The organism is Fretibacterium fastidiosum, from assembly GCF_000210715.1.
Taxonomy (GTDB): domain Bacteria; phylum Synergistota; class Synergistia; order Synergistales; family Aminobacteriaceae; genus Fretibacterium; species Fretibacterium fastidiosum.
The window spans coordinates 1,441,195-1,451,942 of record NC_021038.1 but is presented as its reverse complement, the minus strand read 5'-3'; the positions used below and the strand labels follow the sequence as shown (position 1 = coordinate 1,451,942).

Sequence of the window (10,748 nt, the reverse complement as noted above, 5' to 3'; positions counted from 1 at the left end):
CCCAAATCCACAGGTTGCGATGGCTTTATCGGCGCTCAAGCCCGTCGTTGTACAGGTTAAGCCGATACTGACCTTTCACCCGTCAGGTGCAGCAGAAAATGTGCAAAACCGGTTTCCGACGCACGTTAAAAACTTTGCCTGTGGTTTGGGGGATAGGCAATTAAAAAAGCCGGAATATAGTCACCTCTGGATGAAGGACGGACGGGCGGCTGTTGCGAAGAACAAGCTATAATGTTATCTCCTGCGGAAGACGTTGAGAAATTTCCTGCTCGGAGCCGGCAGGGAGAGCGCGTCGGCCTCCGGCAGCGAAGCGAGGCGCCAGTCGTCAGGGCACGGAGACGGCTCATCGAGGTCGCACGCCACCACCCAGGCGCGGACGCGGTGGACGGTGAAGGAGAAGCTCACCGCCCCCAACTCCCGCACATCGCCCTTCAGGCTCCAGCCATTCTCCCCCGTCCAGTTCCGAAAGTCCGCAGCGAAGCCCGCAGCGGTTCGGGGGAACCAGGGGACCTCCCACATGGAGGCCCACACCCCCCGGTCCGGGCGCCGGCGCAGCAGGAGGCGGTCCTGAAAGAGGGCGACCAGCCCCCAGGCCTCCTCCCGGACCACCAGGGGGCGGACGCGCGGCAGGGGACGCTCATTCACGACATCGTAACGGCGGGCGAGACACGACACCGCCAGCGGGCAGGCGCCGCAGTCCGCGCCTCGTGGGGTGCAGACCAGTGCGCCCAGGTCCATCAACGCCTGATTCAGGAGCCGTGGGCTGACGGTCCGCAGCATGTCGGACGCGAAAGCCGCGACGCGGCTGCGGAGCGGCGTACTCCCCGCAGGAGCCGCGATGTCGCAGAGGCGTGCGATGACGCGCTCCGCGTTGCCGTCGATGGCCGGCACGGGAAGGTCGTAGGCCACGCTGGCCACGGCTCCGGCCGTGTACTCCCCTATTCCGGGGTAGGTCCTGAGCTTCACTGCATCGGGGGGCGGCACCCGATAGCCCGCCTCCACCATGGACCGGGCCGCCTTCAGAAGGTTCCGACACCGGGAGTAATACCCCAGCCCCTCCCAGAGCTTCAGAACCTCGGACTCGTCCGCCCCAGCCAGAGCGGAGAGGTCCGGCCAGCGCTCCATCCAGCGCGTAAAGTAGGGGACCGCGGTGCTCATCTGGGTCTGCTGGAGCATGAACTCCGAGACGAGCACCCTGTAGGGGTCGTAACCCTCGCGCCAGGGCAGGGAGCGGGCGTGGTCCCTGAACCATGCGACGAGGGCCTTTGCGGAGAGCCCGGCGTTCACGGAGGGTTCGCCGGCAGCGGCGCAACAACTCCCCTCAGCTCGCGGGCTGGCCTCCGCGCAACCGGCAATCCCCGCCACCTCATCCCCTCCTTCGTTCAGACAGCTTGCAGAGCGGGCAAGCGCCAAAACGGCCCGCTTGAGTTTTTATTATACAGGACGGGGGCGCGCGCAGCGACCTTGCCCCTCGAAGGGAAGCTCATCCCCGCTGCGAGTCCCCCACAAATCTCTATGGACTTTATTTATGGCGGGGCGGCCGTTTTCAAGCTACACTTTTAAATGGGTTTGGTGTATAGTTAAGTCAAGGACCCGATGGTCCGCACCCTGTGACCTTGCACACTCGCCAGAAAAGACGACACGACCCGGAGGGGGATTTCTTTATAAATGAAGTGGCATAACACGAAGTTCATGCTGAGGCACATGAAGATCATCGTCGGGCTCATGACCATCCTGACTGCGGTCGCGCTCGGCTTCGTCCTCCACCTGGCCAGCGGGGTGTTCATCCCCCTGGTGATCGCGTGGTTTCTATTGCAGATCTTCCGTCCGGTCCTCAAGCTGGGGGATCAGCTCAAGCTGCCCCCTTTCCTCAAGATCGCGCTGGTGTTCGTCCTGCTGTTCTGCATGACCCTCATAGGGGTGCGCTTCGTCGCGTCTCAGGCCGTGGAATTCGGCGAGGTCTATCAGCGGTTCTACCCCGACCTCGAACCCACCATCGAAAAGTTCACCAACACCCTGATGACCCTGGGCTTCCTCCCCAACTCGCGCCCCTCCGTCCGAAGCGAAGAACAGGAGGAGGAAGACGTGCCCAGGAACACGTTCATCCTGACGGCCGCCGCCTCCGCCGACAGCGCTCCCCCCGCCCTGTCGGGGGGCAGCATCCTCATGGGGGAGTTGACGAAGAAGCTCCGCACCGATTGGACGTCCTACGTGCGCTACATCTCGGAGATGGCCATCACCCTCCTGAGCAAGCTGGTCCTCTCTCTGGTCTTCCTGATGTTCATGCTCCTCGAGGCCCCCTACGTCGTCGATAAGATCGACGAGGCCTTTCGCGGCCCCAGCGCCCGAACCGGCGAGACGGTCAAGAGCATCCTGGCGACGATCTCCTCCCAGATCAGCAGCTACCTCGGTGCGCTGACCCTCATCAGCGTCGCGACCGGGCTCTGCGCCTGGGTCATCTTGACGAGCTGCAACGTGGAGCTGGCGACTGGCTGGGCCGTGCTGACCATCCTCCTGAACTTCATTCCAACCGTCGGGTCCATCATCGCGACGGTGCCGCCGGTGGTCATGGCGATCCTCCAGTCCCCCACCAGCCTCACCATGCCGCTCCTCGTCCTCGTCCTGCTGACCGCCGTGCAGGTCTCCATCGGCAACATCCTGACCCCAAAGATCATGGGAGACCGCCTCGGCCTGAGCCCCGTCATCATCCTCCTCTCCCTCCTCCTGTGGGGCGTCATCTGGGGCATTCCGGGGGCGATCCTCTCCACCCCCATCGCCTCGATCCTTCAGATCATCTGCGCCAGCACCCACTCGCTGAAGCCCATCGCCATCCTCATGGGCAGCGGGGAGAACGCACGCAAGGCGCGAATGAAGAGTGACCGGGAGGCGGAGGCCGCCAGGCAGCAAAGGGGTGAGAAGGGCCAGGGGGAGAACGCCTGACGCAGGAAACGCCGCCCCTGACGGAGTGCCTCTACGGCCTGAAGCGGCTCCGATCGACATCCAGCCTCAAGGCCCCCTTGCGCTCAGGGATTCGAGAGCGCTTTCCCTTTCCCCTTCGGCAGGCCCCCCCACCGGCTCCGACGGGCCTCGTCGCCTGCCACACCGGGGCGGGGACTGGCAGCTTCGCCTCTCTCCATCGATGTCGCCGCGCCCTTCCTCGCCGCGGCATCCCAATAAAATCCCGCACCTCACGGCACACGCCCCAAAGGAGCACGCCCCACAGAAACAGCAGCACGTATTGCTGAACTCCCAGCACCCCGCCCAACGCATTCGTCATCTCACAACCTCCTCGCCAGACCATCCACGCCTCTGCGCGGGCTCAAGCGGTCGGTACGGCCTCTCTAACGCTCCGGCCCGTAGGCCCAACCGTGCCTTTACGTCGTTCATTATGCTACGTATTATGTAGCATAATTGGAATAAATGCAAGATCCGTTGTAAAATGACTTGCGGGGTTGAAGAGGCAGGATCGCGCTCAGGGCACGGAAGGGGATGACTGAAATGACGGAAGGAGCGGAGGCGGGCATTGGCGCCCGCATCATGGCGCGGCGGAAGGCGCTTGGGATGAAGCGCCCGGAGCTGGCGGAACGGCTTGGAGTGAAGCCCAACACGCTGTATCGCTACGAGATCGGAAGCATTGGCATCCGGGACTCCATGAAGTCCAGGATCGCAAAGGAGCTGGGGGTATCCCTGGCCTACCTGGTGTCCGGCACAGCGGAGGTGGGGCGGGAACGAGGCTCTGAGGAGACGCCGGAGCCCGTCGTCCCGCCCCAGGTATACCTCCCCATCCTGGACCAGGAGGCCTGCGCCGGGAGCGGGTTCAATTGGTCCGACGTGAGGGCCGGGGCGCGGAAGTGGATGCCCTGGCCCACGCTTGAGACGGGGGGCCCCGTCGGCCCCACCAAGCCCTACTTCGTCAAGGTCGAGGGGGACAGCATGATCGGCGCCAACATCCAGGACGGCTGCCTGATCCTGGTCAACCCCAACACCGAGGTGCGGAGCGGGGACATCGCCTACGTCCGGTGGAACGACCGGTGCTCCGTCAAGGGGATTATCTTCTATAACGACGGGCGCGTCGAGCTGCGCCCGGCCAACAAGGACTTCAGCTCCATCTGGATTCAGCGGGACGAGGTCGAGTTTCTGACGATCCTCGGCAAGGTGGTGCGCTGGCTCAACATGGGGGTGCCGAACCGCATCTTTTAGGCTTCGCTCCAGGGGGAGCGCGCCCTGAAAATTTAAAGGGCCTGCCGCCTCAAGTGCGGCAGGCCCTGATGTACGCCTGAATGCCGGCCCTAATTCCCGTCCCCGGAATCGTCGCCTCCAAAGAGCCCCAGCATGTCCGAGAGGTCCACGCTGTCCTCCTCGTTGCGCGCCTTGATGGACTCCACCTCGGTCTCCAGCTTCCTCTTGGCGTCAAGAACCTTCAACGCCTGTTCCAGGCTTTGAAATGCGGCGTCCTGATAGCCCCGATCGTAGAGCTCCATCGCCGCGTTGGTGATAAAGCCGCCCAAGAACGCCTCGAACTTCCTGGCCGTGGCAGCGGCAGCCTCGTCCCCCTCGCCCTGGTACTTGCCGGTGAACTTCTCGACCTCCCAGCTCAGCATATCCTTGCTGATCCGCGAGAGCTCGTCCAGCATCCTGTCGAACTCCGTCTTCTGCGATGTGGAGTCCACGTAGCGCTCCCTGGAGTTCACGTCGTACTGAAGGGTGAAATCGTCCTTTGTCTCGACAGACTGTCCGTCAGGAACGGCCGCCTCCGGCTTCGGCGCCTTCGTCCGCTTCCGCGTCGAGGCCGACGCTCCGGACTTTGCCTGCTTCCGCGTTTCCTTTTCAGCGCCTGCGGCGTCAAGCGCACCCTTATCCTGCTTTTTGATGATGTCCACCCCCGTGTGTCCCAGACCCGTACCCCGACTGCCTTACAGGGCGCTTATCCCGCTTCAGCGCGACGTTGGCGGCATGAAGCCGCTCCCCACCGCTCGTTGAAGTATACCAGAAAAACGAGAAACGGGGGGAAAGATTCCCCAACCCACAGGCTGCGACAGCTTTATCGGAGCTCAGGCCAGTCCTCGCACAGGCTGGCTCTCCCCTTGCACCCGTCTGGTGCGGCAGGAAACGCATGAACCCGCCTCCGCCGCACGCTAAAAAATGTGCTTGTAGTTTTCGGGATCGTCCGCCGCCTTCGTCCAAGGCCCGCCGCAGGGTCGCCCTACGCCTTGAGCAGGCGGGCCATGACCTCGTTGACCCTCCTGACGAACGACGCGGGGTCCTCCACCGGCACCCCCTCCAGGATCAGGGACTGGTCGTAGAAGATGGAGAGGAGGTCTGCAGTCTCCGGGGCCTTCTGTTTCGCCAGCTCCATCAGGCGCTTGATCAATGGATGGCCGACGTTCAGCTCCAGGACCCGCTTCTGCGCCGGAGGGGTCTGCCCCATGGCGCGCATGAGCTGCTCCATCTGAAACGAGAGCCCGTTCGCATCCCGAAGGCACGCGGGGGAGTTCGTCAAGCTCAGGGAGGGGCGCACCTCCTGAAGTCGATCGGACATCGCCGCCATCGCCTGGTCCTTCAGGGGCGCAAAATCGGCCTCCATCCCCTTGAGCTCCTCTTCGCGCCGCTCCTTCTCCTCGCCGCTCTCCGGCACATCGGCGTCGAGGCCGGCGTTCAGGAGCTTCACCGAGTCCGTTTCAGCCCCCTCCGCAAGGATGACCTCATCGACAGGGTCCGTCATCAGGAGGACCTCGAGGCCCTTCGCGGCAAAGGGCTCAAGCTTTGGGGAGGCCTTCAGCGCCGATAGGCTGCGACCGGTGAGGCAGTAGATCCCCTTCTGCTCCGGCTGCATACGCTTCCGGTACTCCTCGAGCGTCGTCGCGCCCTCCTGGGCCGTGGTGTGGAAGAGCGCCAGGTCCAGGATCGTCGCCGCGTGCTCGTGATCCTGAATGACGCCCTCCTTCAGGATGCGGCCAAAGGCGTTCCAGAACCGCTCGTACTTCTCCCGGTCGCTCTCAAGCATCTTCTTCAGCTCGCTGAACACCTTTCGCTGCGTGCTGCGGCGGATGATGCGGGTGATGGGGTCCTCCTGAAGGATCTCGCGCGAGATGTTCAGGGGGAGGTCGTCCGAGTCCACGACGCCCCTCATGAAGCGCATGTACTCCGGGATCAGCGCCTGACAGTCGTTCATGATAAAGACCCGATTGATGTAAAGGCTGATTCCGCCAGCCTTCGGGTTCATAAAGAGGTCCAGCGGAGCCTCCGCCGGGACGAAGAGCAGCCCCTTGAAGCTGGTGGCCCCCTCCGCGTTCAGGCGCATGTGCGCCAGCGGCTCCTTCCAGTCGTGGGTCAGGTGGCGGTAGAACTCGCGGTACTCCTCCTCCGTCACCTCCCCCTCCTCCCGGCGCCAGATCGCCTTTTGGGAGTTCAGGACCTCGTCCTCGACGGTTTCCTTTCCGTCCTTTTTCCGAACGACCGGCATCACGACGGGCCAGGCGATGAAGTCCGAGTACTGCCGGATGACGTCGCGGACCGTCCACTCCTCGGAGTAGTCCTTCTCGCCCTCCTTCACCGGGCGCAGCCAGAGCGTCACGGACGTCCCGCACTCGTCGCGGCTGGCGTCCGCCACCGAGAACTCCCCCTCCCCGGCGGAGTTGAAGCGGCAGGCAGCAGACTCGCCCAGTTTGCGCGTCACGACCTCAACGCGGTCCGCCGCCATGAAGGCGGAGTAGAAGCCAACCCCAAACTGTCCGATCATCCGCTCCCCCGCAGCCGAATCCTCCTTCGCCGCCGCCAGGAACTCGCGCGTTCCAGACTTTGCGATCGTCCCCAGGTAGCGGACCACCTCGTCGCGGGTCATTCCGATGCCGTTATCCGCCACGGTCAGGGTGCGCTTCTCCCTGTCCAGAATCACGCGGATCTCGCCCTTGAAGTCCGCCAGCTCGCTGTCCTTCAGCCGCTCGATACGTCGCTTGTCCAGCGCGTCGGACGCGTTCGAGATCAGCTCGCGCAGGAAGATATCCCGGTTGGAGTAGACCGAGTGGATCATCATCCTCAAAAGCTCGGCGGCCTCCGATTGAAATTGAAACGTCTCCTCAGCCATGTACGACCGTCCCCTCCGGGGCGGGGCGTCAACCCGCCGCGCCCCCATAAATCACAAAGCCGAGGACAATCTGCCCTCGGCCTCTCTCTGCAAAGCACTTCGGCGCAAACGCGAACTAGTTGGCCGCCTCTTCCTCCCCCACAGTCAGGACCTTGCGCCCGCGATAGTAGCCGCAGGCCGCGCAGGCGCGGTAGGCTTGCACCTTCTCCCCACAGCGGGGACAGCTCTGGAACTCCGGCGCGGAGAGCGCGCCAAGCCACTGGGCCTTGCGCTGTGCCGTACGGGAGTGGGATGTCTTTCTCTTCGGTGTTGCCATGTTACTACCTCCTAAGCGACCAATAATATTCTAAAGGCTCAAAACTTCTCCGTGCCGGAGGGGAAACGGTTCAGGCCTTCTCGTCCGGCGAGAAAAAGCGGAGGGCCTCAAGGCGCGGGTCCCCTTCTCCCCCAACGCAGGAACAACGCCCCTCGTTGAGGTCGGCCCCGCAGTGTGGACACAGCCCTGCGCAGTCTTCACGGCACAGGACCTTCGTCGGCAGGAGGAGCAACAGACTCTCCTCAACCTGGGGCCCTACGTCCAAGACGCGGTCAAGGTAATCGACCTCCACCGGCATAAAGCCATCATCGGACGCAAGCTCCGTGTCTCGGCCCAATTCCAGCCCACGCGAATAATAAAGATACATCAAAACGTCCGATATTTCAAGAGGCGTCTCCTTCAAACAACGCGCACAGGGGGCCGTGACCTTCGCGCTGACGGAGATGGAAACGGAGAGGAGAGAGGGTTCAAGCCACTGAGCGGTGGCACAGGCCGCCCCTCCCTCCGGCGCGTCAAAATGCTGCCCCTCGAAGTCGATCCCCTCCTCGATGGGCAGGCGCCAGCTCTCCTCCATCCGGGACTCGCAGTCGCCCCGGGGCGGCAGGGCGATCAGGCAGCGCAGCGTCTGGTTCTTCTTTTGGGCCATGTCCCAGGGCCTCCTTTCCGCAGTGCTGAAGCACGCAGACAAACGGCGCGTCCGCCGCAGGGTGTGCAGCGGACGCAGGATTTCGTCACGGGGCCGTCCTTTAAAAGGCCAGGCGCTTCGTGTCGCGGGCGATCATGAGCTCCTCGTTCGTGGGGATCACCAGGACGCGCACCCTGGAGTCGGCGGCGCTGATGTCCGCCTCCTTGCCACGAACGTCGTTCTTTTCAGGGTCGATCTTGATCCCCAGAAAGTCAAGCCCCTCGCAGACCGCGGCCCGGGTGGGGATGCTGTTCTCTCCCACGCCCGCCGTGAAGACGAGGACGTCCACTCCGCCCATGGCGGCGGCATAGGCGCCGACGAACTTCTTGATGTCGTAGTTCAACATGTTCACGGCCAACTGCGCGCGCTTGTCGCCCTTCAAGGCAGCGTCCTCCACGTCACGGAGGTCACTGCTGGTGCCGGAGATCCCCAGAAGGCCGCTCTTCTTGTTGAGCAGCATGTCGATCTCGTCCATGCCCATCTTCTCCGTCTTGGCGATGAAGGGGAGCAGCGCGGGGTCCACGTCACCGCTGCGCGTGCCCATCAGGACACCCGCAAGCGGCGTGAAGCCCATCGAGGTATCGACGGACTTGCCGCCGTTCACCGCGGTGATGGAGCTTCCGTTGCCCAGGTGGCACGTGATGATCTTCAGCTTCTCGATGGGCTGCCCCACCATCTCCGCCGCGCGGCGGGAGACGAAGTAGTGGCTCGTGCCGTGGAAGCCGTAACGGCGCACCTTGTACTTCTCATAGTAGCCGTAAGGGACGCCGTACATGAAGGCGTGCTGCGGCATGGTCTGGTGGAAGGCGGTGTCGAACACGCCCACCTGCGGGACGTTGGGCAGGGCCTCCAGGACCGCCTCGATCCCCATGATGTTGGCCGGGTTGTGCAGTGGCGCCAGGGGCACGCAGCGCTTCACGGCCTCCAGGACCTTCGCGTCGATCTTGACGGAGGACGCGAAGTCCTCGCCCCCGTGAACGATGCGGTGGCCGACAGCGGAGAGCTCGTCGAGCGAGGTGAGCACGCCGTGGCTGCTCCCCTGCAGCGTGTCCAGCACCAGCTTGATCGCGACCTTGTGGTCCGGGATGGGCGTCTGCTTGACCAGCGTTTCCAACCCCGTCTTCGTGTGCTTGATCTGGGAGCCGTCGATACCGATCCTCTCCACCAGCCCCTTGGCCAGCACGGACTCGTGGTCCATGTCGAAGAGCTGATACTTCAGGGAGGAACTGCCGCAGTTGATGACGAGAATTTTCATTTTTGCGCTACCTGCCTTTCAAAATATTGCGGGAGGGGACGCCGCGCACCCCGGCCCGTCCTCGTCCGCCCACAGACGCCGGGACCCTCCGGTCAAAGACGCCCCGAAAAAACGCGATCCTTAAGGATTATCGTTTATACTTATACCATGAAAGACATCACAGGTCCAGCCGTCGGCATCGTCGCCGAGTACAATCCGCTGCACAACGGGCACCGCCTGCACCTGGCCGCAGCCCTTGCGCGCTGCGGCGACGCGCCCTGCGTCGCGGTGCTGTCGTCCAACTTCACGCAGCGCGGCGAACCTGCCGTCGTCGACAAGTGGACCCGGACGAGGATGGCGCTCGCCTGCGGCGCGGACCTGGTGATCGAGTTGCCCTTCGTCTTCGCGGTCAGCGCCGCGCCGTTCTTCAGCGCGGGCGCCGTGGACCTCCTGGTGCGGACGCGCCTTGCGACGCACATCGCCTTCGGCATGGAGGATTCCACGCGCGACGTGAGCCCAATCCTCGACATTCTAATCCACGAACCCGCCTCTTTCAAGCAACGCCTGAAGGATGAGTTGTTCCGCGGCGCTTCCTACGCCAGGGCCGCCGCCGGGGCGCTGGAATCCCTCCTGCCGGGCAGCGGAGTGTTCCTCTCCTCCCCCAACAACCTGCTGGCGGTCTCCTACCTGCTGCGCGTTCAGGAGCTCGGCGGCTCCCTGACGCCCCTCCCCATCCAGCGGCTGGGGGCGGGACACGGAGACGCGGCCCCCGGCCCGCTGACCAGCAGCCTCGCCATCCGCGCGGCGCTTCGCCGGGGAAAAACCTCCATGGAAGATGGGGGACCGGTAGCCTCCGCCGTGCCGCGAACCTCCCTGTCCCTCCTCCGCCAGGCGAAGGAGGAGGGACGCCTCTGCGCGTCGGGCGAGGGCCTGTGGCCCATGCTGCAGGCCATTCTCATCCGCAGCGGGCCGGAGGACCTCAGAGGCTTTGACGGGATGGACGAGGGGATGGAGAACCTCTTCCTGAAGCGGAGGGCGGACTCGGCCGGCATGGAGGACTTCATGGCCCGGTGCGCGTCCGGACGCTACACGCGGGCCCGAATCCGGCGGACGGCCCTGCGCCTGCTGGCCGGCGTCGACCGTTGGTCGTGGCAGGCCGCGGCTCGGGTGGGCGTGCCCTACGCGCGGGTCCTCGGCGCAAACGAGACGGGGCGGGCCCTCCTCCGCCTGCGCGCCGCCTCATCCTCCCTGCCCCTCATCACGCGCCTGGCCGCAGCGCGGGACCCCGTCGGGCGCTTCGCCGCACGGATGGAGTTTCGGGCCTCATCGCTCTACGAGGCGCTGCTCCCCGCGCCGGACCCGCGGCACGAGGAGCGCCAGCGCCCCATCATGACGTGATACCAATTCGCGTTTAAAGAAGAGCAAGGAA

At 64.3% G+C, this 10,748-nt stretch carries 11 protein-coding genes; 4 read left to right on the top strand and 7 right to left on the bottom strand.

Annotation, left to right across the window (positions count from 1 at the left end; all coding sequences use genetic code 11):
• A partial coding sequence (locus SY1_RS06700) for a hypothetical protein (RefSeq protein ID WP_208873172.1) occupies nucleotides 1-232 on the top strand: 232 nt, incomplete at its 5' end.
• A gap of 2 nt (nucleotides 233-234) precedes the next feature.
• On the opposite strand, the gene SY1_RS06695 is transcribed toward SY1_RS06700, so the two are convergent.
• Nucleotides 235-1,365, bottom strand: coding sequence for an A/G-specific adenine glycosylase (locus tag SY1_RS06695; RefSeq protein WP_208873171.1), 1,131 nt, complete (start codon nucleotides 1,363-1,365; stop codon nucleotides 235-237).
• 303 nt (nucleotides 1,366-1,668) lie between these two features.
• On the opposite strand from SY1_RS06695, the gene SY1_RS06690 reads away from it, so the two are divergent.
• Nucleotides 1,669-2,940 (top strand): AI-2E family transporter, encoded by a 1,272-nt coding sequence (locus tag SY1_RS06690; RefSeq protein ID WP_015556574.1) that lies wholly within the window; start codon nucleotides 1,669-1,671, stop codon nucleotides 2,938-2,940.
• 31 nt (nucleotides 2,941-2,971) lie between these two features.
• Here the strand turns inward: SY1_RS06690 and SY1_RS06685 are convergent, their stop codons facing one another.
• Complete coding sequence (locus SY1_RS06685) at nucleotides 2,972-3,277, bottom strand: hypothetical protein (protein WP_015556573.1); 306 nt, start codon at nucleotides 3,275-3,277, stop codon at nucleotides 2,972-2,974.
• A 212-nt stretch (nucleotides 3,278-3,489) separates the two neighbouring features.
• On the opposite strand from SY1_RS06685, the gene SY1_RS06680 reads away from it, so the two are divergent.
• Nucleotides 3,490-4,200, top strand: a complete 711-nt coding sequence (locus SY1_RS06680) for a LexA family protein (protein ID WP_208873164.1) — start codon at nucleotides 3,490-3,492, stop codon at nucleotides 4,198-4,200.
• Between the two features lie 89 nt (nucleotides 4,201-4,289).
• On the opposite strand, the gene SY1_RS06675 is transcribed toward SY1_RS06680, so the two are convergent.
• From SY1_RS06675 to SY1_RS06655, 5 genes are all read right to left on the bottom strand, one after another.
• Nucleotides 4,290-4,880, bottom strand: coding sequence for a hypothetical protein (locus tag SY1_RS06675; protein ID WP_208873162.1), 591 nt, complete (start codon nucleotides 4,878-4,880; stop codon nucleotides 4,290-4,292).
• 323 nt (nucleotides 4,881-5,203) lie between these two features.
• The gene (gene htpG / locus SY1_RS06670; RefSeq protein WP_015556571.1) at nucleotides 5,204-7,084 is read right to left on the bottom strand and encodes a molecular chaperone HtpG; all 1,881 of its coding nucleotides are present in this window, start codon (nucleotides 7,082-7,084) and stop codon (nucleotides 5,204-5,206) included.
• A gap of 115 nt (nucleotides 7,085-7,199) precedes the next feature.
• Entirely contained in the window at nucleotides 7,200-7,400 is a 201-nt protein-coding gene (gene rpmF, locus SY1_RS06665) for a 50S ribosomal protein L32 (RefSeq protein WP_015556570.1), read from the bottom strand.
• 70 nt (nucleotides 7,401-7,470) lie between these two features.
• Nucleotides 7,471-8,046: a DUF177 domain-containing protein gene (locus tag SY1_RS06660; RefSeq protein WP_015556569.1), complete on the bottom strand. Its 576-nt coding sequence runs from the start codon at nucleotides 8,044-8,046 to the stop codon at nucleotides 7,471-7,473.
• Between the two features lie 100 nt (nucleotides 8,047-8,146).
• Entirely contained in the window at nucleotides 8,147-9,340 is a 1,194-nt protein-coding gene (locus tag SY1_RS06655; protein ID WP_015556568.1) for an acetate/propionate family kinase, read from the bottom strand.
• 147 nt (nucleotides 9,341-9,487) lie between these two features.
• On the opposite strand from SY1_RS06655, the gene SY1_RS06650 reads away from it, so the two are divergent.
• Complete coding sequence (locus tag SY1_RS06650) at nucleotides 9,488-10,717, top strand: tRNA(Met) cytidine acetate ligase (RefSeq protein WP_015556567.1); 1,230 nt, start codon at nucleotides 9,488-9,490, stop codon at nucleotides 10,715-10,717.
• The last annotated feature ends 31 nt before the right edge of the window (nucleotides 10,718-10,748 follow it).

Excerpts from the sequence above, each read along its gene's own strand:
- SY1_RS06685 (WP_015556573.1), bottom strand. The coding sequence starts at position 3,277 with ATGACGAATGCGTTGGGCGGGGTGCTGGGAGTTCAGCAATACGTGCTG.
- htpG (WP_015556571.1), bottom strand. The coding sequence starts at position 7,084 with ATGGCTGAGGAGACGTTTCAATTTCAATCGGAGGCCGCCGAGCTTTTG.
- SY1_RS06660 (WP_015556569.1), bottom strand. The coding sequence starts at position 8,046 with ATGGCCCAAAAGAAGAACCAGACGCTGCGCTGCCTGATCGCCCTGCCG.
- SY1_RS06690 (WP_015556574.1), top strand. The coding sequence starts at position 1,669 with ATGAAGTGGCATAACACGAAGTTCATGCTGAGGCACATGAAGATCATC.
- SY1_RS06650 (WP_015556567.1), top strand. The coding sequence starts at position 9,488 with ATGAAAGACATCACAGGTCCAGCCGTCGGCATCGTCGCCGAGTACAAT.
- SY1_RS06680 (WP_208873164.1), top strand. The coding sequence starts at position 3,490 with ATGACTGAAATGACGGAAGGAGCGGAGGCGGGCATTGGCGCCCGCATC.
- SY1_RS06655 (WP_015556568.1), bottom strand. The coding sequence starts at position 9,340 with ATGAAAATTCTCGTCATCAACTGCGGCAGTTCCTCCCTGAAGTATCAG.
- rpmF (WP_015556570.1), bottom strand. The coding sequence starts at position 7,400 with ATGGCAACACCGAAGAGAAAGACATCCCACTCCCGTACGGCACAGCGC.